General features: G+C 71.6%; 19 protein-coding genes and 2 pseudogenes. 12 read left to right on the top strand and 9 right to left on the bottom strand.

The features are described 5' to 3' along the window. Positions 1-119: 119 nt before the first annotated feature. On the bottom strand, positions 120-911 hold the full coding sequence (locus ACH5AO_RS31110; RefSeq protein WP_398930620.1) for a class I SAM-dependent methyltransferase: 792 nt from the start codon (positions 909-911) through the stop codon (positions 120-122). A 269-nt stretch (positions 912-1,180) separates the two neighbouring features. Between ACH5AO_RS31110 and mshA the strand changes: the two genes are divergently transcribed. The 3 genes from mshA to ACH5AO_RS31095 all read left to right on the top strand — a co-directional run bounded on the left by mshA (position 1,181) and on the right by ACH5AO_RS31095 (position 3,934). Then, positions 1,181-2,518, top strand: a complete 1,338-nt coding sequence (mshA, locus tag ACH5AO_RS31105) for a D-inositol-3-phosphate glycosyltransferase (protein WP_398930461.1) — start codon at positions 1,181-1,183, stop codon at positions 2,516-2,518. After that, positions 2,511-3,017, top strand: coding sequence for a YbjN domain-containing protein (locus tag ACH5AO_RS31100; RefSeq protein WP_398930459.1), 507 nt, complete (start codon positions 2,511-2,513; stop codon positions 3,015-3,017). The genes mshA and ACH5AO_RS31100 overlap by 8 nt, the downstream gene beginning before the upstream one ends. Positions 3,018-3,127: 110 nt before the next feature. After that, a complete protein-coding gene (locus ACH5AO_RS31095) occupies positions 3,128-3,934 on the top strand; it encodes a hypothetical protein (RefSeq protein WP_398930457.1) in 807 nt (268 codons plus the stop codon). A 76-nt stretch (positions 3,935-4,010) separates the two neighbouring features. Here ACH5AO_RS31095 and ACH5AO_RS31090 read toward each other — a convergent pair whose 3' ends face one another. Next, positions 4,011-4,817 carry a helix-turn-helix domain-containing protein gene (locus ACH5AO_RS31090; RefSeq protein WP_398930455.1) on the bottom strand — a complete coding sequence of 269 codons (807 nt, stop codon included), beginning with the start codon at positions 4,815-4,817 and terminating at the stop codon, positions 4,011-4,013. Here ACH5AO_RS31090 and ACH5AO_RS31085 point away from each other — a divergent pair. Beyond that, positions 4,816-5,283, top strand: a complete 468-nt coding sequence (locus ACH5AO_RS31085) for a DUF2000 family protein (protein ID WP_398930453.1) — start codon at positions 4,816-4,818, stop codon at positions 5,281-5,283. The two genes, ACH5AO_RS31090 and ACH5AO_RS31085, sit on opposite strands and share 2 nt — an antisense overlap. A 44-nt stretch (positions 5,284-5,327) precedes the next feature. Here ACH5AO_RS31085 and ACH5AO_RS31080 read toward each other — a convergent pair. Continuing rightward, positions 5,328-5,420, bottom strand: a pseudogene (locus ACH5AO_RS31080) (restriction endonuclease); the annotation flags it as partial. Positions 5,421-5,514: 94 nt separating this feature from the next. On the opposite strand from ACH5AO_RS31080, the gene ACH5AO_RS31075 reads away from it, so the two are divergent. After that, on the top strand, positions 5,515-6,336 hold the full coding sequence (locus ACH5AO_RS31075) for a hypothetical protein (protein ID WP_398930451.1): 822 nt from the start codon (positions 5,515-5,517) through the stop codon (positions 6,334-6,336). A gap of 76 nt (positions 6,337-6,412) precedes the next feature. Here the strand turns inward: ACH5AO_RS31075 and ACH5AO_RS31070 are convergent, their stop codons facing one another. After that, positions 6,413-7,399, bottom strand: a complete 987-nt coding sequence (locus ACH5AO_RS31070) for an alpha/beta fold hydrolase (protein ID WP_398930449.1) — start codon at positions 7,397-7,399, stop codon at positions 6,413-6,415. Positions 7,400-7,567: 168 nt separating this feature from the next. Here ACH5AO_RS31070 and ACH5AO_RS31065 point away from each other — a divergent pair, with 168 nt between their 5' ends. Then, on the top strand, positions 7,568-8,002 hold the full coding sequence (locus ACH5AO_RS31065) for a hypothetical protein (protein ID WP_398930447.1): 435 nt from the start codon (positions 7,568-7,570) through the stop codon (positions 8,000-8,002). A gap of 127 nt (positions 8,003-8,129) precedes the next feature. Next, complete coding sequence (locus ACH5AO_RS31060) at positions 8,130-9,473, top strand: hypothetical protein (RefSeq protein WP_398930445.1); 1,344 nt, start codon at positions 8,130-8,132, stop codon at positions 9,471-9,473. Between the two features lie 316 nt (positions 9,474-9,789). On the opposite strand, the pseudogene ACH5AO_RS31055 reads toward ACH5AO_RS31060, so the two are convergent. After that, positions 9,790-10,012: pseudogene (locus tag ACH5AO_RS31055) on the bottom strand (hypothetical protein). Positions 10,013-10,380: 368 nt separating this feature from the next. Here ACH5AO_RS31055 and ACH5AO_RS31050 point away from each other — a divergent pair. Next, on the top strand, positions 10,381-10,968 hold the full coding sequence (locus ACH5AO_RS31050) for a DUF6928 family protein (RefSeq protein WP_398930443.1): 588 nt from the start codon (positions 10,381-10,383) through the stop codon (positions 10,966-10,968). Between the two features lie 165 nt (positions 10,969-11,133). On the opposite strand, the gene ACH5AO_RS31045 is transcribed toward ACH5AO_RS31050, so the two are convergent. Next, complete coding sequence (locus ACH5AO_RS31045) at positions 11,134-11,964, bottom strand: GntR family transcriptional regulator (RefSeq protein WP_398930441.1); 831 nt, start codon at positions 11,962-11,964, stop codon at positions 11,134-11,136. A gap of 245 nt (positions 11,965-12,209) precedes the next feature. Between ACH5AO_RS31045 and ACH5AO_RS31040 the strand changes: the two genes are divergently transcribed. Further along, complete coding sequence (locus tag ACH5AO_RS31040; protein ID WP_398930439.1) at positions 12,210-12,647, top strand: ATP-binding protein; 438 nt, start codon at positions 12,210-12,212, stop codon at positions 12,645-12,647. A 160-nt stretch (positions 12,648-12,807) separates the two neighbouring features. Here the strand turns inward: ACH5AO_RS31040 and ACH5AO_RS31035 are convergent, their stop codons facing one another. Further along, positions 12,808-13,569: a phosphoglyceromutase gene (locus ACH5AO_RS31035; protein ID WP_398930437.1), complete on the bottom strand. Its 762-nt coding sequence runs from the start codon at positions 13,567-13,569 to the stop codon at positions 12,808-12,810. A gap of 153 nt (positions 13,570-13,722) precedes the next feature. On the opposite strand from ACH5AO_RS31035, the gene ACH5AO_RS31030 reads away from it, so the two are divergent. Then, on the top strand, positions 13,723-15,036 hold the full coding sequence (locus ACH5AO_RS31030; protein ID WP_398930435.1) for an MDR family MFS transporter: 1,314 nt from the start codon (positions 13,723-13,725) through the stop codon (positions 15,034-15,036). 201 nt (positions 15,037-15,237) lie between these two features. Here the strand turns inward: ACH5AO_RS31030 and ACH5AO_RS31025 are convergent, their stop codons facing one another. After that, positions 15,238-15,393: a hypothetical protein gene (locus ACH5AO_RS31025; protein ID WP_398930433.1), complete on the bottom strand. Its 156-nt coding sequence runs from the start codon at positions 15,391-15,393 to the stop codon at positions 15,238-15,240. 129 nt (positions 15,394-15,522) lie between these two features. Then, on the bottom strand, positions 15,523-16,224 hold the full coding sequence (gene phoU / locus ACH5AO_RS31020) for a phosphate signaling complex protein PhoU (protein ID WP_398930431.1): 702 nt from the start codon (positions 16,222-16,224) through the stop codon (positions 15,523-15,525). A gap of 201 nt (positions 16,225-16,425) precedes the next feature. On the opposite strand from phoU, the gene ACH5AO_RS31015 reads away from it, so the two are divergent. Then, positions 16,426-17,718, top strand: coding sequence for a sensor histidine kinase (locus tag ACH5AO_RS31015; protein ID WP_398930429.1), 1,293 nt, complete (start codon positions 16,426-16,428; stop codon positions 17,716-17,718). Next, positions 17,715-18,395: a response regulator transcription factor gene (locus ACH5AO_RS31010; protein WP_030829297.1), complete on the top strand. Its 681-nt coding sequence runs from the start codon at positions 17,715-17,717 to the stop codon at positions 18,393-18,395. Before ACH5AO_RS31015 ends, ACH5AO_RS31010 begins: the two co-directional genes overlap by 4 nt. Positions 18,396-18,505: the final 110 nt, after the last annotated feature.

Here is an 18,505-nt window from a genome sequence, read left to right as displayed (position 1 = left end):
TCCCGTTTCTCCCTTCCCGGCATTCCCCGGCATGGCGCTCGTCCCGTCAGTGTGACGAACGGCTCACGGAGATCGTTCCTGCCACCCCGAGCCGTCACGAGAGGTTCACCGCCAGGGCGTCAACGCCCGGGCGCCAACGCCTCCCACCGCACCGTCACTTCCCCCTGCCGCCACCGCCCCGGCCCGTCCGCCACCGGCCAGTCGGCGGTGAGGTCCCGCACCGCCCGGATCCAGCGCTGCCGCGCGCCGTACGAGGCGTAGGGCGCTGCGGCGGCCCAGGCGCGGTCGAAGTCGCGCAGGAAGGCGTGCACCGGCTCGCCCGGCATGTTGCGGTGGATGAGCGCCTTCGGCAGGCGTTCCGCCAGGTCGGAGGGGCGCTCCAGGGAGCCGAGGCGGGTCGCGAAGGTGACCGTGCGCGGCCCTTCGGGGCCGAGGGCGACCCAGACGTGCCGGCGTCCGATCTCGTCGCAGGTCCCCTCGACCAGCAGCCCGCCGCGCGAGCCGGTCGCCGGGTCGGCGGGGGCGAGCCGCGCGCACAGCCGCCGCCACACGGCGGCGACCTCGGCCTCGTCGTACTGGCGCAGCACGTTCGCCGCGCGGACCAGCACCGGCCGCCCGGGGACCGGGACCTCGAAGCCGCCGCGGAGGAAGGTCAGTCCCTCGCGCTCGTACGGCCGTGCCGCCGCGACCCGGGCCGGTTCGATCTCGACGCCCGCCACGCGCGCGCGGGGCGCCACGGCGCGCAGCCGGTGCAGCAGTTCGACCGCCGTCCAGGGGGCCGCGCCGTAGCCGAGGTCGACGGCGACGGGATCGGCGGCGCGGCGCAGTTCCGCGCCGTGCGTGGCCGTGATCCAGCGGTCCATGCGGCGCAGCCGGTTGGGGTTGGTCGTCCCGCGCGTCACCGTGCCCACGACGGGGTTCCTCCCGCTCGAGCCGGGCCGGGGGCGGGGGAGGGCGGGGACGCGGACTGTCATGGGGACGAGTATGCGGGTACCCGGAAGCGGTGCCGGTGTGGGTGACGCGGCCCACTTTCGAACGGTTGAGCGACGTATGGTAATGATTCGGCAAAAACGTGAACCGGGGACGTCGTCCGGAAATGGGGACGCGGCTTTCGGACGTTGACCCCGCCGAGGGACGCACACCCTCCGACAGCCGTGCCCGCAGCGAGGAGGAACGCCACGTGAGCCAGTACACCGCGAGGCTCGGGCGGCGCTACCCCACCGCGTCCCCGCGGCTGCGGCTGCACCGCAGGCCCCGCCGCGTGGCGATGCTCTCCGTGCACACCTCCCCGCTCCACCAGCCGGGCACCGGCGACGCGGGCGGCATGAACGTCTACATCGTGGAGCTCGCGCAACGCCTCGCCGCGATCAACATCGAGGTCGAGATCTTCACCCGCGCGACCGCCGCCGCCCTCCCGCCCACCGTCGAACTCGCCCCCGGCGTCCTCGTCCGGCACGTCGACGCGGGCCCCTACGAAGGCCTCGCCAAGGAGGACCTCCCGGCCCAGCTGTGCGCCTTCACCCACGGCGTGATGCAGGCCTGGGCCCACCACCGCCCCGGCCACTACGACCTGGTCCACTCCCACTACTGGCTCTCCGGCCACGTCGGCTGGCTCGCCGCCCAGCGCTGGGGCGTGCCCCTGGTGCACGCCATGCACACCATGGCCAAGGTCAAGAACGCCAACCTGGCCGACGGCGACACGCCCGAGCCCGCCGCCCGCGTCATCGGCGAGACCCAGATCGTCGCCGCCGCCGACCGGCTCATCGCCAACACCACCGAGGAGGCCGGCGAACTCGTACGGCACTACGCCGCCGACCCCGGCAAGGTCGCCGTCGTCCACCCCGGAGTCAACCTGACCCGCTTCCGCCCGGCCGACGGCCGCGCCGCCGCGCGGGCCCGCCTCGGCCTGCCGCAGGACGCCCTGATCCCCCTCTTCGCGGGCCGCATCCAGCCCCTCAAGGCACCCGACGTGCTCCTGCGCGCGGTGGCCGCCCTGCTCGGCGAGCGTCCCGAGCTGCGCTCCCGCATCTGCGTCCCCGTCGTCGGCGGCCCCAGCGGCAGCGGCCTCGCCAAGCCGGAAGGGCTGCAGAAGCTCGCCGCGCGGCTCGGCATCGCGGACGTCGTGCGGTTCTGCCCGCCCGTCGGGCAGGAACAGCTCGCGGACTGGTTCCGCGCGGCGTCCGTACTCGTCATGCCCTCCTACAGCGAGTCCTTCGGACTGGTCGCCATAGAGGCGCAGGCCACCGGCACCCCGGTGCTCGCGGCGGCGGTCGGCGGCCTCCCGGTGGCCGTGCGCGACGGGCACACCGGCTTCCTCGTCCAGGGCCACGACCCCGACGCCTACGCACGCGTGCTGCGCGACTTCGCCGACCACCCGCACCTCGCCGAACGCATGGGCGAGGCCGCCGCCCGGCACGCCCAGGCCTTCGGCTGGGACACCTCCGCCGCGGCCACCGCCGACGTCTACACGGCCGCGACCCAGGCCCACCGCCGTCACGTACGCTCGCACCATGGCTGACAAGGCGACGGAGGCAGCGCGGGTCATCGAGGGCGTCCTGAAGGACGCCGAGCTGGAGTGGGAGAGCCCCGCGCCCGGCAACTACGTGGTGAAGCTCCCCGGCACCCGCAAGCTCTCCACGACCGTGTCCCTGATCGCCGGCCGGCACACGCTCTCCCTGAACGCCTTCGTCATCCGCCACCCCGACGAGAACGAGGCGGCCGTCCACCGCTGGCTCCTGGAGCGCAACCTCAAGCTCTTCGGCGTGAGTTACGCCGTCGACCCGCTCGGCGACGTCTACGTCACCGGCCGCCTCCCCCTTTCCGCCGTCACCGCGGAGGAACTCGACCGCCTCCTCGGCCAGGTCCTGGACGCCGCCGACGGCAGCTTCAACACCCTCCTGGAGCTCGGTTTCGCCTCGGCGATCCGCAAGGAGTACGACTGGCGGGTGTCGCGCGGCGAGTCCACCCGCAACCTGGACGCGTTCACCCACCTGCTGCAACGCCCCTCGGACGGGTGACGACCGCGCAGGTCACGACAGGGGTGCCGAACGGACGTGCGGGAGCGGACTGTTAACCTGCCGCGATCCGGACCCCGGTCTCAGGGGTCCCGTGCATGAAGAGGACGTGCATGCGCACAGGCAGATCCGCCCTCATGGCCGCGCTCACCGGAGCGCTCGCCCTCGGGGTGTGCACCGCGACACCCGCCCAGGCGGCCGACACCGGCGTCACCGTGTCGAACGTGGTCGTCAACAAGGGCAAGCCCATCATCGTGGGCATCTCCGAGGAGAAGTACCCCAGCCTCAGCTTCCGCATGACCTGGCCCGCGGGGTACTCGTCCGGCGACGTCACCGCGTTCCCGTACCTGTACCACGACACCACGGCCGCCAAGGGCGTGGAGAGCGGCATCCGCACCGCCCATGTCATCTACTACGACGACACCCCCCGCTCGGCGAACGTCGAGGGCGAGCTCTACATCGACCCCCGCTGGACCCTGGACTCCACCAAGGACGCCACCACCTGGAAGATCGCGGCCAACATCCGCCTCTGGGCCCCGGGCTCCGAGACCAAGCTCAAGGCCGAGGAGAACCTGACCGGCCTCGGCACGGTCCAGGTCAAGCGCGCCGCGCGGGTCACCGTCAACGCCTCGCCGGAACCGGTCGTCAAGAACAAGACGCTCACCGTGACGGGCAAGCTGACCCGCGCCGACTGGGGCAGGGAGGCGTACGTCGGCTACCCCGACAAGCTGGCCAAGCTCCAGTTCCGCAAGGCGGGCACCAGCACCTACACGACCGTCAAGACCGTACGGGCGAACTCCACGGGCTCCCTGAAGACCACCGTGAAGGCCACCACCGACGGCTACTGGCGCTGGACCTTCGGCGAGACGTCCACGACGGGCGGCGCGACGGCGGCGGGCGACTACGTCGACGTGAAGTGACCCATGCGGGACCGGTGACCCGCCTCCACGCGGGGGCACCGGCCCTCCGCGCGGGGTCATCGGCCTCCGCGCGGGGCTACCGGCCTTCCGCGCGGTAACGCCCCGGCGTGACCCCGACCAGCCTGCGGAAGTGCCGGGTGAGGTGCGCCTGGTCGTAGAAGCCGGTGGCGACGGCGACCTCGCCCGGCGGCCGTCCCTCCAGGAGCAGCCGCCGGGCACGGCCCACCCGGCGGGACATCAGGTACTGGTGCGGTGCGATCCCGTACGCACCGCTGAACGCCCGTACCAGGTGCGCGGGATGGGCGGACAGCGTCCCGCCGGCCTCCGCCAGGCTCACACCGTCCACGACCCGCTCGTCGAGCAGCTCCCGCAGCCGCCGCGCGAGCACCGGGTCCCGCCGGGGCGCGTCGCGGACCTCCCGGGACCGCAGGTGCTCCCGCAGCCGCTCCCCGACCAACGCCAGCCTGCTCTCGGCCTCCAGCTCGTCCCCCGGCCGCACGAGCGCGGAGTGCACCTGCCCCACGCGCCGCCGCAACAGGGGGTCGCGCAGATCGGGCCGGTCGACGGCGGCCCCGATGAGACCGTCGGGGAGATGACCGGTGTCGAGGTAGAGCACCCGTTTCCGGAAGCCGCCGGGGGTGGCGGGGGCCCCGTTGTGGGGGACGTGCGGCGGCAGCAGGGACACGGTGTCGTGCGGGGTGCCGTGCTCGTGCCGGTCGAGGTCGTACCGTACGGCCCCGTCGTCGACGATGAGCAGCGTCCAGGCGTCGTGGACGTGCATCGGGTAGGCGTACTCGGTGAAGCGGGCGTGGAACACCTCGACGACGCCCGGAACACGGGGCCGCCAGGCGGAAACGGCCCGCTCGGGGCGGTCTGCGGCCATGCAAACAACGTACAAGACGCGCACGGGACCAGGACGGCAGTCTCCCTGCATGAGCACTCGCTTCGACACGAAGATCGCCGTACTGCTGCGCGAGGACCTGGAGCCCTGGCAGCGCCTCAACGTCACCGCGTTCCTGGTCAGCGGCCTGGGCACCCGGCTCCCCGAACTGGTCGGCGCACCCTACGAGGACGCGGACGGCGTGCCGTACCTGCCGATGTTCCGCCAGCCGGTCCTGGTCTTCCAGGGCACGAAGGAGGTGCTGAAGGCGGCCCACGCGCGCGCCCTGACCCGCGCCCTGCCCCGCGCGGTCTTCACCTCCGACCTGTTCGCCACGGGCCACGACGAGGCCAACCGCGCGGCGGTCCGCGCCGTCGGCACGGCGGACCTGGACCTGGTGGGCCTGTCGGTCCACGGCCCGAGGAACGCGGTGGACAAGGTCCTCAAGGGCGCGCGGATGCACCCGTGAGACACCGGCCAGGTGGTGGAGCGGACAGGCGGGCGAGGTCCGGTCCACCGGCCGAGGGCGTACGGCAGCAGCGACGGCTTGTGCGGGGCCCGGACCCTGCCCCTGCTCCACTGCCTCGACTCCGCTGATCGCGTCATGAGGCATGAGGGCCGGAGGACCGGGAGGACCCGCGGCTGGTAATGTCGCGCTCTTCGCCAGGCACCCTGTGCGGAGTCCCCGTGGCAGGCCGACATGTCCGATCCCCGTGACGTCGATCCGTACGCGATGTGGCGCCAGGCCCTCGCCGAAGCCGACCGCGTCTTCGCGTCGCCCCCCGCACTCGACCGCCCGGTGGACGGTTGCACGTACTGCACCCCGGAGTCGGATCTGGTCCTGCTCGGCGGCGACCCCGCCGCCGTACCGGACGACGTCCTCGGCCACTTCCTGCGGGAGACCGTCGACCACTGGGAGGAGGACCAGTATCCCGTCCTGTGGCGCCGCCTCATGCCGCGCGCCCTGCGCCACTGGGGCCCGGGAGGCGAGGAGGGCAACGACCCGGACCTGGAGATCGGCCACCTGGCCGTCTACGGTGCCGCCCTGGCCGACTGGCCCGCGCCCGAACGCGCTGCGGTGGAGCGGGCGTTCCGCGCGCTGCTGGCCGTCGCCCTGACCGACGGCCGGCCCGCGGGAGACGTCACGGACCTGGTGGAGGGCATCGCCCACGCGACGGGCGGCCTGCGGCCCTGGCTGGACCACCTCGCCGCCCTCCCCGGCCTCCTCGGCCCGGCGGCGGACGCCGGCCTGGTCCGCCTCGCCTTCGCCTGGGCGACCGACCTGCTCTGGGAGGACTTCGACTTCACCTGGTGGTACGACGGCGACCCCGGGGTCATCACCGCCTGGCTCCCCACCCAGCGCCCCCGTGTCGCCGCCTTCGCCACCCGCCACCCGCGCTGCAAGACGGCGGCGGACACCCTGATCGCGATCGACCACCTCGACGCCGGCGCGCACAGCCCGTGGTGGTACCCGTACGGCCTGGGCCGGCACCTGCGGCTGACCGCAGCCGGGCCGCGCTGAACGTGCCAGCGCCTCAGTCCGGAAGCGGCCCGGAGGTCTGGCGCCAACCGCGGGGTGTCGAGCGGGTGTCAAGCCGTCACGACACGGTCAGGGCGGCCGCCAGCCATTCGGTGAGGAGACGGTTGACGTCGTCGGGGCGCTCCTGCTGGACCCAGTGGCCGCAGCCGTCGAGCAGGTGCGAGGAGACCAGGCCCGGCAGCGTGACCGGGAACGCCTCGATCGCGTCGGCCAGCCAGGTCGTGGAGGCGTCCAGGCGGCCGCCGACGAACAGGGACGGCTGGGTGATCGGGACGCCGTCGAGGGCGGCGAGGTCCTCCCAGTCGCGGTCCATGTTCCGGTAGCGGTTGAGCGCGCCGGTCATCCCCGTCCGCTCGAACTCCCCGGCGTGGACGTCGAGATCCCGCTCGCTCAGCCAGCCGGGCAGCCGGCCGGCGGGGAACCGCTCGCGCAGGGTCCCGCCCCTGCCGACGAAGTGCGGATCGGGAGCGCCGGGCGCGGGCATGGTGTCGGCGGACAGCGCCGCGTAGAAGCCCGCGAGCCAGCCCCGTACATCGGGCTCGATCTCCGCCTCGGCGCGGCCCGGCTCCTGGAAGTACGACACGTAGAACTCCTCGTCGCCGCCCATCCCGGCGAAGACGTCACGGGGCCGGGGACCGCCGCGCGGGGCGTAGGGGACGCTCAGCAGGGCCACCGCGCGGAACACCTCCGGCGCGAGCAGCGCGGAGTTCGCGGCGATGTTCGCGCCCCAGTCGTGCCCGACGACCACGGCCGACTCCTCGCCCAGGGCGCGCACCACCGCGACGTTGTCCTCCACCAGGGCCGTCATCCGGTACGCGTCCGGCGCGGCCGGCCTTGAGGAGCGCCCGTACCCGCGCACGTCGACGGCGACCGCGCGGTACCCCGCCGCGGCGAGGGCCGGCAACTGGTGGCGCCAGGAGTACCAGGACTCCGGGAACCCGTGCACGAGCAGCACCAGCGGCCCGCTCCCCTGCTCCACGAGGTGGATCCGCCCTCCCGGTGAGGGAACCGTCCGGTGGATGATCTCCGTGGCGTGCTGCGACATGCGCCCTCCTCCGGGCCCGGTGCTCTTCCGTACCCCGATCATGCGGAAGGCCGCCCCGAGGGTCCGAGCACGTTTGCCGATCCGGCAAAGCGAGGTCCGGCACCGGTGGCGGACGGGCTGTGAGACCTCGGCGGCGGCGATGTCAGTGGGGTCCCCCACAATGCCGCCATGAGCGAGCACTACGAGGTCGTCCTCTCCTGCTTCCTGCGCGACGACACCCCGGCCCCGGTACTGGCGGCCCTGCGCTGGCACATGGGCGTGGACGACGACTGCCCGGACGCGTGGGACCCGGACGACCACCCCTACCCGCTGCTGCTCACGGGCGACCACAGCCGCCTCCCCGGCGGCGACACCGCCTCCCTGCGCCGTACGGTGCAGGAGTTCACGACATCGGGGGAGCGGTACGAGTGGGAGCTGTTCGCCCGCAAGGACTGGGTCGACGACCTGGTCCTCCACCTCGACGCGTTCCTGCGGTTGATAGCCCCTCACGTCGTGAGCAGCGGTTACGGCGGCCACATCCGCCACGTGTACGAGACGGAGGTGAAGCCCTTCACCTTCCACGACGGCACGTACGACCCCGTCGGGATCCGGGAGCTCGCCTGAGCCGGGACCGGAGCCGCCGTGAGGGGAAGGCGGTCATTGTTGGTGTATAACCATCGACGGTCCGTACGCGTCCAAGATCGCAGTTCAAGCGTCCGTCCACAGGACGCTTCTCGGACCTCGGAGAATCATGCCCTCCTCGCGTACCGCCCTCGCAGCCGCTTCCGCACTCGTGGCGGCGCTCTGCACTCCGCTCCTCGCCGCCCCCACCGCGTCCGCGGCCCCCGCCAAGTACGCCGACGACTTCAACGGTGACGGCTACCGCGACTACGCGTACGGCGAGAGCGTCACCGACGCGGGCTCGGACGGCTCCGGAACGGTCGGCGTCATCTACGGCACGGCCACCGGACCGAACGGGCGCAAGCAGAACATCACGCAGAACAGCGCGGGCATCCCCGGCGCCAACGAGTGGGACGACGGCTTCGGCCACGCGATGGCGGCCGCCGACTTCAACCGCGACGGATACGCCGACCTCGCCGTCGGCGTCTACGGCGAGGACGTGGGCAAGAACAAGGAGCAGGGCGGGGCCACGATCATCTGGGGGTCCGCGTCGGGACTGTCCGGAGGCACCACCGTCCCGAACAAGTCCCCGGGCAAGTACGGCCAGATGGGCCTCGACCTCGCCACCGGTGACTTCAACGGCGACGGCAAGCCCGACCTGGCCCTGATCAACGACCACACCGCGCACGTCTACGTCGGCTCGCTCACCAAGTCCGGCTTCAGCGGCAAGGTCACCAAGCTCACCAACGACAAGATGTTCGCCGAGCACCTGACCGCCGGCCGGGTCACCAAGGACAAGGCTTCCGACCTCGTGGTCATCGGCGGAGTGGACGGCACCGAACACACCGTCACCGGCGCCTGGTTCATCCGCGGCGGAAGCACGCTCACCCGGGGCAAGACCTACAAGCTGGGCACCGGTGAGGACACCAGCTGGGAGGTCGACGCCCGGATCGCCGACTTCGACAAGGACGGCTACGGGGACATCGCCCTCGGACACCCCAACGCCAACGGCGCGGGCGGCGTCCTCGTCTGGCGCGGCGGCTCCAGCGGCCCCGGCAGCGTCACCCGCGTCAACCAGAACACCGCGGGCGTCTCCGGCAGCATGGAGTCCGGCGACCGCTTCGGCGCCCGGATCTCCGTGGGCGACGTCAACCGCGACGGCTACCCGGACCTCGCCGTCGCCGCCCCCGGAGAGGACATCGACGGCCGCGCCGACGCGGGCGCCGTCCACATCCTGCGCGGGAGCGCCTCGGGGCTCACCGGATCCAAGTCGCAGTTCTTCGACCGCGCCAGCTCGGGCGTGCCGGGCAACCTGGAAACCGGCGAGTCCTTCGGCGAACGGCTCCGCCTGCGCGACTCCGACCGCGACGGCCACGCCGACCTCTTCACCGACTACCTCCGCCTGCGCGGCCACTCCGGAGGCATCACGGCGTCGGGCAACCAGCAGACGGTCTGGTCCGACTTCACGGAGTAGGAGCTGTCGTCACCGGGCACGCGCACACCCTCCGGGTGGGCCGGCACGAGACCGGCCCACCCGGACGGACCGTGCGGAACGCGGCCTCAAGCGGCCCGGGGCCGCGCCGCCCGCATGCCCGAGGCGGGATCGTGTGCGTCCTCGGGCACGAAGGTCTCGTCCTCCCCGAAGTCCGGGCTCAAGAAGGGGTTCGTGGCCGGAGGCGGCGATGCTGCGACGGAACGGCGGGTTCGCCCCTCCGGAGCGGAGAACAGCGAGGTCAGTTCGATGAGAGGTCTCTCTTTCGGTACAGGTCCCGTGGCCGGGCACAGTGGTCCTACGGCTTGGTCGTCTTCGCGTACGGGCTGAGGATCCGCGTTCGCGTCGAACCGAAGCCCACGAGCGCCGCGTTTTCGCCCTCGGCGGTGATTCACCCGGCCGAGGCCGTACACGTCGTGCGTGACCCGGTCGCCCACGGCGAAGTGCCGGGGAGACGACATGACCGGGGCCTTGAAGGGGCTGGTGGGCAGGCGCCGCTTCGGTGCGGCGGATCCCGTCACCGACCCCAGTATGCGCCCACCCCCTCCCGTCCGCCGTGTCCACCGTCTCCTCACCCGCCCCGACGCCCCGGCGGGACGACCGGCGTCCGGCACGGCAAGAAACCCTCGCCCACGAAGAAACCGCAGCTCGGGAGCGGGAGGGGGCGGCTTGCCCCTTCTTGCTCCGAGTCTTGCCGGAGATCTTGAGGAGCTGGGTTCTCCCTGATCAAAAGTGGTGGGCTCGCGCGCCTGGCGATCGTCATCGACCGCCGTCGAGCGTCCTGAGACGACCCGGAGACGGCTCAGCCGGGCAGGCGGGTTGAGTCGCCTTGTCAGTGCGCGCGGCTAGGGTGCGCCCACCATCAGGCGTAACGCTCTGGGGAGGGGCTGTGGGAGCCAAGACGGGACTGCTGGTGTACGCGGACGGCGACGTGCCGGGATTGCTGCGGCGCGTGGGGGTGGCGGATCTTGACCGAACGGTCGCCATGGTGCGGCGGCTCTACCCGGGCCGGGAGATCGAGCAGTGCGGGGGCTCGAACCTCTGGGACGGTGTGTACCCGCCGAGAGGGACGGTGTACGCAGCGAGCTGGCCGGGCGTGGAGGTCATCGGCGATCAGGAAGTGATGATCGACGCCCCTTCCCAGCTCCCGGAACACCTCGTGGCGGCGAGCGCCGACCGACGGCTCGTCCTGCACGCCATACACAGCGTCGTCGACTGGCTGGCGTTCGCCGTGTGGGAGGACGGGCGCCTCGTCCGTTCCCTGAGCCTGTCGCCGGACAGCGGAATCATCGAGAACATCGGCGAGCCCCTCCCCTTCGAACTGCCCTACTGGGCTGGCGACCGCCCGGCGGACATCGTCCCCTGGCCCGGCGACGAAGAAGAGCCGTACGCCCTCCCCTTCCACCCTCTGGAACTGGGCGAGGACGCGCTGCGGGCGCTCTGCGGGTTCATCCAGGAGGGCCGTCCCGAGCGATGACGTCGACGCGGACGCCATCAAGCTCTACCGATTCCACCTGCGAGACCCATACGGGCCCGACCCGGCCAAGCAGGAAGCGGAGCTGCGCAGAGCCGTGGAAGCCATGGGTCCGCCACGCTTCTACACACTGAGCCCTGACGGCTCACTGGCCGAGCGCGACGGCCTTTAGCCCATGGTCTCTTCGTCCCGAGGTGACTTGGTCAAGGGCTCCGGCACGTCGGACGGCGTGGCTTTCGGGTTCGCGTCGAAGTCGTACTCCAGGACGTACGAGGCGGCGTCCAGTGTCATCTCGTTGACCTCGACGGGGAGGCCCTGGTCCGTGAACGCGGTGCGGGAAATGAGGATGACCGGCGTGCCCGTAGCCATGCTCAACTGCGTCGCCTCGTCCTTCGACGGCATGCGGGAGCGGATCTCCTCCCGGAAGTGCGCCGGCTCGTAACCGAGTTCGGCGAGCCTGGCGTACGTCCCACCCGGCCCGGTGTCCTCCTGGGTGATGGCGGAACCGGCGACCAGGGACATGGGGAGGTAACTGGTCGCGAGCAGAACTGGCTTGCCGTCCAGGACGAAGCGCCGGCGCCGTACGCACGTCACCTCTCCGTCGGCCAGGCTCAGGACCGTGCTGACACTGGCGGGCGCCGTCTCCTCGGACACGGAGACCTGGTCGACCTCAAGTACCCGGTTCTCACTGTCCGCCGACCAGATGGAACGGCCGTTGCCCCACTGGTCTCGGGCCAGACGCTGGATGCCGTGGCGTCGGATCGGGCGGAAGTCCCGGACGAACACGCCTGCGCCCTTGCGGGCTTCGGCGATGCCTTCGTCCCGGAGGACGCTCAGGGCCTGTCGGGCCGTCATGCGGGCCACGCCGTGCGTGGTCATGAGGTCGTTCTCTCCCGGAAGCCGATCACCGGGACCGTACTCGCCCGACCGGATCGCCTCGCGCAGGGAGTCCGCGATCCGCTGGTACTTGGGCCGACGGTCGTCGTCGGTAGTCGCCATTCCAGAACCCTCCTCGCTTCTCTAGACACCTTAGGCCACAGATCGGGCGTTCGCTCGCTGCCTGTAGTCGCACGCGTCTCCTTTCCGGTGGACTCCGACCATTTCACTTGACATCTCTAGAGAGGCGTCGAAAGGGTTGTTGATGTCTAGAGAAGTTCCATCTCCGTAGGTGTCGACCAAGACGGTTCGACGTCCGGGATCAGTGCTGCCGCCGACGCGGTGGCAACGGTGAGGAGTGAGTGCGCATGGCCTTTGTGATCGACCGGCACCCCGGTGAGGGATCACCGCGACTCGGGTCGATGACCTTGCCGCCGGTTCCGGAGTCCGTTCCCCGAGCGCGACGCTGGTTCCGGAAGTTCATCGCCCCGTACCGCCCGCTCTGCTCGGTCGACGACTGCGCTCTGATGATCTCGGAGCTGGTGACCAACGCGATCCTCCACGGGCGGTCCGACGACGAGTGGGTCGTACGGGTCGAGTGGTTCCGAGAGGGAACCTCGCTGCGCGTGGAGGTGCACAATCCGGGGTTCCCGGCGAGCGTGCGCCTCCGCAGACCGGAGGCCGACGACGCGCACGGGCGCGGGCTGCTCCTGGTCGACTCCATCGCCGCTTCCTGGCACTCCGGACCGAGCCGTTTCGGGGGGACGGTCGTCTCCTTCGAGCTGGCTGACGCCTGGCCCTCATGACGCGGGGATCAGGTCTTCGACCCGGCCCTCCGTCTGGACGGAGCGCTGGAAGCCCTCGACTCGGCCCTTCTCCGACAACCTTGGGCGATACGGCCCAGCCCACAAGCAAGCCCCCCACCGACGTGAAATCGCAGGTAGGGGGGCTTACTGAGGCGGGCGCTTACTTCTTCTTGCCCTGGTTCTTGACCGCCTCGATGGCGGCGGCGGCCGCCTCCGGGTCGAGGTACTTGCCGCCGGGGGTGACCGGCTTGAAGTCCGAGTCGAGCTCGTAGTACAGCGGGATGCCCGTCGGGATGTTCAGGCCCGCGATGTCGGCGTCCGAGATGCCGTCGAGGTGCTTGACCAGGGCGCGCAGGCTGTTGCCGTGGGCGGCGACCAGGACCGTACGGTCGGCCAGGAGGTCGGGGACGATCGCGTCGAACCAGTACGGGAGCATCCGGACGACGACGTCCTTCAGGCACTCCGTCCGCGGGCGCAGCTCCGGCGGGAGGGTCGCGTAGCGCGGGTCGGAGAACTGGGAGTACTCGGCGTCGTTGTCGAGCGCCGGCGGCGGGGTGTCGTAGGAGCGGCGCCACAGCATGAACTGCTCCTCGCCGAACTCCGCGAGGGTCTGCGCCTTGTCCTTGCCCTGTAGGGCGCCGTAGTGACGCTCGTTCAGGCGCCAGCTGCGGTTCACCGGGATCCACAGGCGGTCGGCGGCCTCCAGCGCGAGCTGCGCGGTGCGGATCGCGCGCTTCTGGAGGGAGGTGTGGAGCACGTCGGGCAGCAGGCCGGCGTCCTTGAGCAGCTCGCCGCCGCGCGTCGCCTCCTTCTCGCCCTTCGGGGTGAGGTTGACGTCCACCCAGCCGGTGAACAGGTTCTTCTCGTTCCACTCGCTCTCGCCGTGGCGGAGGAGGATCAGCTTGTACGGTGCGTCGGCCATGTGTCCGAGCGTAATCGACGTCCCGTACGGGCCGCGCGCCCCGCCCGCCTGGCGGACGGTTGACGGGATCTGTTAATCGGGTGGCTACCCGGGTCTCTCGCTTCGTAAGGTGTGCCTGCCGCATCAGACGCTTACATCTTCTACGGGGGTCCCATGTCAGTCACCGGACTGAGACGTGCCGCGCGTGAGTCCGTCTCGGGGCTTCCCCGTGAGTTCTGGTGGCTGTGGGCCAGCACCCTCGTCAACCGGCTCGGCGGGTTCGTCGCCACCTTCATGGCGCTCTACCTGACGCTCGACCGCGGGTACTCCGCCTCCTACGCCGGGCTCGTCGCCGCGCTGCACGGGCTGGGCGGGGTGATCTCGTCGCTGGGCGCCGGGGTGATGACCGACCGGCTGGGGCGGCGGCCCACGCTGCTCGTGGCGCAGGTCTCCACGGCCGTGTCCGTGGTGGCTCTCGGGTTCGTGCGCGACCCGGTCGGCATCGCCGCCGTCGCCTTCCTCGTGGGAATGGCCTCCAACGCCTCCCGGCCGGCGGTGCAGGCGATGATGGCCGACATCGTGCGGCCGGAGGACCGTATCCGGGCCTTCTCGCTCAACTACTGGGCCATCAACCTCGGCTTCGCGGTCTCCTCCGCGGCGGCCGGGTTCATCGCCGAGTACAGCTACCTCGCCGGGTTCCTGATCGAGGGCGGCATGACGCTGGTCTGCGCCGTGCTCGTCTTCGTGAAGCTGCCCGAGTCCCGGCCGGACGGCAAGGACGCCCCGGACGCCTCCGCGGGGAGCGGGGCCGTCTCGCTCGGGACCGTGCTGCGCGACGGGCGCTTCATGAGCGTCGTCGGGCTGTCCTTCCTCATCGCCCTCGTCTTCCAGCAGGGGTACCTGGGGCTGCCGGTCGCCATGGGCGAGGCCGGGTTCACGCCCGCGGACTACGGCATGGCCATCGCCGTCAACGGCGTACTGATCGTCGTCCTGCAGATTCCCGTCACCCGGTTCATCGAGCACCGGGACCCCGGACGGCTGCTGGTGATCTCCTCGCTGCTCGCCGGATACGGCTTCGGGCTCACCGCCTTCGCCGGGTCGGTCGGCGTCTTCGCCCTCACCGTGTGCGTGTGGACGCTGGCCGAGATCGTCAACGCGCCGACCCAGACCGGACTCGTCGTCCGCCTCTCCCCGGCGCACGGGCGCGGGCGCTACCAGGGCATGTACACCATGTCCTGGGCGGTCGCCGCCCTCGTCGCCCCGCTGATGTCCGGTTTCGTGATCGACCGCTGGGGCGCCGAGTGGCTGTGGGGGGCGTGCGCCGTCGTCGGGACGGTGGCCGGGCTCGGGTACGGGCTGCTGATGCGGCGGCTTCCGGAAGAAGAACTTCCTGGAGAAGGGCTTCCGGGGGAGGGGCTTCCGACGGACGGGCTTCCGGGGAAGGAAGCGGTCGTGGTGGGGAAGGCCCCGGAGGTCAGTGCCTCCTGAGAAGCGCCGGCCCCGCGGGCATGCGGACCTCCGCGAACCTCCCGGCCGGATCGGCAGCGTCACCGCGTGGATCCCGTCGGCCTTGTGACCGGTGCGTTCGCGGACGCGCCGGCCCGCTTCGCGCCCACCGGCACGCCGAGGCCCCGGCGCCCGTCAAGGGCGCCGGGGCCTCGGTCGGTGGCGGGCCGGGTGCGTACGGCGTCAGCCGCACTGGCAGGGGCTGCCCGACTGGCAACCGCAACCGCAGCCCGAGCCGCAGCCGCAGGCGGCGATCAGGGTGAGGTTCCTGATCTCGGCGGGCTGCTCGGTCTCGTGTTCCCGCGTGGGGTCGGGCGTCGTGCTGGGGGAATCGGCCATGGGTCCCTCCTCGGGGCTGGCACCTGTGCACACCTGCCCCCATTCCACGCCCGCTCCGCCGGGCGCATCAACGGCGCATTGAGGCTCGTACGCCCTCCGGCCGGGCCCCGTCGCGCGGGTACGCCCCGGTCAGGCCTCTTCCGCCTCCTTGACCGCCTGGATCTCCGGCTGCAGGTCCGCCTGGATGTCGTCCGCGTGCTCGCCGGTGACCAGGTACACCACCCGCTTGGCGACCGAGACCGCGTGGTCGGCGAAGCGCTCGTAGTAGCGGCCCAGCAGCGTGACGTCGACGGCCGTCTCGATGCCGTGCTTCCAGCGGTCGTCGATCAGGTGCTGGAAGAGGGTGCGGTGCAGCAGGTCCATCGCGTCGTCGTCCTGCTCCAGCTGGAGCGCCAGGTCGACGTCCTTGGTGATGATCACCTCGGCCGCCTTCGCCATCAGGCGCTGCGCGAGCTGGCCCATCTCCAGGATGGTGGCGTGCAGGTCCTGCGGGACCGCGCGCTCGGGGTAGCGCAGCCGGGCCAGCTTCGCCACGTGCTGGGCCAGGTCGCCCGAGCGCTCCAGGTCGGCCGACATCCGCAGCGAGGTGACGACTATGCGCAGGTCGGTGGCCACCGGCTGCTGGCGGGCCAGCAGGGCGATGGCCCGGGCCTCCAGGTCGTGCTGGAGCTCGTCGACCTTCTGGTCGGCCTCGATCACGCTCTCCGCAAGCTTCAGATCGGCGTCGAGGATGGCCGTCGTGGCGCGTCCGATCGCCGACCCGACCAGCCGGGCCATCTCCACCAGACCGTCGCCGATCGAATCCAGTTCCTCGTGGTACGCGTCCCGCATCAGGGTTCCTCTCGTGCGTCTCTGTCCGGGCTTCAGGGGCCTGGTCTCCTCCCCACGCTCCCACGTTCGGGCCCGTACGCGTCCGATTCCGTCACCCCAAATGAACCATCACTGGCTCCAAGGTGAACTCTGGGCGACGAGTGTTCGAGCTCGGCCACCGACGGCTGTGGGCATCGGCCACACCATGCCTAACCTGGGAGCATGGACGTGAACGCGGCGGTCGCCGCAGTGGCAGCGATCGCCGGAGTGCTCACCGGCGTCATCGCCATGCTGGCGTTCCGCTTCAGTGAGCGCGAGCAACGGCGCCCCACGCGCACCTCGCTGCACACGGACCCGGTGCTTCCGCCGGGGGTGGACACCGTCCTGTCCGTACTGCGCTCGTCCGCCGTCGTCCTCGACGAGGCCGACGGCGTGGTCAAGGCCAGCTCCGCCGCGTACGCCCTCGGACTGGTGCGCGGCGGCAAGCTCGCCGTGGAGCCCATGCTGCAGATGGCCCGCGACACCCGGCGCGACGGCGAGATACGCCAGGTCGAGCTGGACCTGCCCCGCCGGGGGACCGGACGCGGCGAGGCCCTCGCGGTGTCCGCGCGGGTCGCGCCGCTCGGCTCCCGGCTCGTCCTGCTGCTCGTCGAGGACCTCACCGAGGCCCGCCGCATCGAGGCGGTGCGACGCGACTTCGTCGCCAACGTCAGCCACGAGCTGAAGACCCCCGTCGGGGCGCTCTCGCTGCTCTCCGAGGCCGTGATGGACGCCGCCGACGATCCCGAGGCCGTGGAACGGTTCGCCGGGCGGATGCAGATCGAGGCGACCCGGCTGACCAACCTGGTGCAGGAACTCATCGACCTCTCCCGGGTGCAGAACGACGACCCGCTGGAGGACGCCGAACCCATCCGCGTCGACGAACTGGTCGCCGAGGCCATCGACCGCTGCCGGCACGCGGCGGGGACGAAGGAGATCACCATGGCCGCGGGCGGCACCGCCGACCTGCACGTGTGGGGAAACCGCGGCCAGCTCGCCGCCGCGCTCGGCAACCTCGTCGAGAACGCGGTCAACTACTCACCCGCCCGCACCCGCGTGGGCATCGCGGCCCGCACGGTCGCCCAGCCCGGCGGGGACCTGATCGAGATAGCGGTGACCGACCAGGGCATCGGCATCTCCGACAAGGACAAGGAGCGCATCTTCGAGCGCTTCTACCGCGTCGACCCGGCCCGCTCCCGTGCCACCGGCGGTACGGGGCTCGGCCTCGCGATCGTGAAACACGTGGCCGCCTCGCACGGCGGGGAGGTCACGGTGTGGAGCGCCGAGGGCCAGGGTTCCACCTTCACCCTGCGGCTGCCGGAGGCCGGTGCGGCCCGCGACCGCGCCCATCAGATGTCCCACCGGGACGACACCGAGGACCTCGACGGCGAGGCCGGACGGACGTCCCACCCATCCCCCCACTCTTCCGATCCATCCGCGTACGAAACGCTTCCCTCCCCGGAGGTCCTTCCGTGACCCGAGTGCTCGTCGTCGAGGACGAGGAGTCCTTCTCCGACGCCCTGTCGTACATGCTCCGCAAGGAGGGCTTCGAGGTCGCCGTCGCGACCACCGGGCCCGACGGACTCGACGAGTTCGAGCGCAACGGCGCCGACCTCGTACTGCTCGACCTGATGCTGCCCGGGCTGCCGGGCACCGAGGTGTGCCGCCAGCTGCGCGGCCGCTCCAACGTCCCGGTCATCATGGTGACCGCCAAGGACAGCGAGATCGACAAGGTCGTCGGCCTGGAGATAGGGGCCGACGACTACGTCACCAAGCCGTTCTCCTCGCGCGAGCTGGTGGCGCGCATCCGCGCGGTGCTGCGCCGGCGCGGGGAGCCGGAGGAGGTCGCTCCGGCGGCCCTGGAGGCCGGGCCGGTGCGGATGGACGTCGACCGGCACGTGGTGACCGTGGGCGGCACCAAGGTCGACCTGCCGCTGAAGGAGTTCGACCTGCTGGAGATGCTGCTGCGGAACGCGGGGCGGGTGCTGACGCGGATGCAGCTCATCGACCGGGTGTGGGGTGCCGACTACGTCGGTGACACCAAGACGCTCGACGTGCACGTCAAGCGGTTGCGGGCGAAGATCGAGCCGGATCCGGGGGCGCCGCGGTACCTGGTGACGGTGCGGGGGCTGGGGTACAAGTTCGAGCCGTAGGCCCGTGGTGCCGGTGCCGGTGCCGGTGCCGGGGCTGGGCGGGGGGTGTTGCGCTGCCCGGCGCTTGCGGGGTGCCGCTGCGCCCACCCGTGCCGCCCCAGCGGCACGAC

Origin of the sequence: Streptomyces sp. NPDC018964 (genome assembly GCF_044390325.1) — a bacterium.
In the GTDB taxonomy this organism is placed as follows: domain Bacteria; phylum Actinomycetota; class Actinomycetes; order Streptomycetales; family Streptomycetaceae; genus Streptomyces.
The sequence above is the reverse complement of the archived record's forward strand: the minus strand, read 5'-3'. Positions and strand labels throughout refer to the sequence as shown.

What these genes read in the sequence shown, in the direction of transcription:
- ACH5AO_RS31060 (WP_398930445.1), top strand. Translation starts at nt 8,130, where the DNA reads ATGCCCTCCTCGCGTACCGCCCTCGCAGCCGCTTCCGCACTCGTGGCG.
- ACH5AO_RS31070 (WP_398930449.1), bottom strand. Translation starts at nt 7,399, where the DNA reads ATGTCGCAGCACGCCACGGAGATCATCCACCGGACGGTTCCCTCACCG.
- ACH5AO_RS31085 (WP_398930453.1), top strand. Translation starts at nt 4,816, where the DNA reads ATGCAAACAACGTACAAGACGCGCACGGGACCAGGACGGCAGTCTCCC.
- ACH5AO_RS31045 (WP_398930441.1), bottom strand. Translation starts at nt 11,964, where the DNA reads ATGGCGACTACCGACGACGACCGTCGGCCCAAGTACCAGCGGATCGCG.
- ACH5AO_RS31075 (WP_398930451.1), top strand. Translation starts at nt 5,515, where the DNA reads ATGTCCGATCCCCGTGACGTCGATCCGTACGCGATGTGGCGCCAGGCC.
- ACH5AO_RS31030 (WP_398930435.1), top strand. Translation starts at nt 13,723, where the DNA reads ATGTCAGTCACCGGACTGAGACGTGCCGCGCGTGAGTCCGTCTCGGGG.
- phoU (WP_398930431.1), bottom strand. Translation starts at nt 16,224, where the DNA reads ATGCGGGACGCGTACCACGAGGAACTGGATTCGATCGGCGACGGTCTG.
- ACH5AO_RS31095 (WP_398930457.1), top strand. Translation starts at nt 3,128, where the DNA reads ATGCGCACAGGCAGATCCGCCCTCATGGCCGCGCTCACCGGAGCGCTC.
- ACH5AO_RS31040 (WP_398930439.1), top strand. Translation starts at nt 12,210, where the DNA reads ATGGCCTTTGTGATCGACCGGCACCCCGGTGAGGGATCACCGCGACTC.
- ACH5AO_RS31090 (WP_398930455.1), bottom strand. Translation starts at nt 4,817, where the DNA reads ATGGCCGCAGACCGCCCCGAGCGGGCCGTTTCCGCCTGGCGGCCCCGT.
- ACH5AO_RS31025 (WP_398930433.1), bottom strand. Translation starts at nt 15,393, where the DNA reads ATGGCCGATTCCCCCAGCACGACGCCCGACCCCACGCGGGAACACGAG.
- ACH5AO_RS31065 (WP_398930447.1), top strand. Translation starts at nt 7,568, where the DNA reads ATGAGCGAGCACTACGAGGTCGTCCTCTCCTGCTTCCTGCGCGACGAC.
- ACH5AO_RS31015 (WP_398930429.1), top strand. Translation starts at nt 16,426, where the DNA reads ATGGACGTGAACGCGGCGGTCGCCGCAGTGGCAGCGATCGCCGGAGTG.
- ACH5AO_RS31035 (WP_398930437.1), bottom strand. Translation starts at nt 13,569, where the DNA reads ATGGCCGACGCACCGTACAAGCTGATCCTCCTCCGCCACGGCGAGAGC.
- ACH5AO_RS31100 (WP_398930459.1), top strand. Translation starts at nt 2,511, where the DNA reads ATGGCTGACAAGGCGACGGAGGCAGCGCGGGTCATCGAGGGCGTCCTG.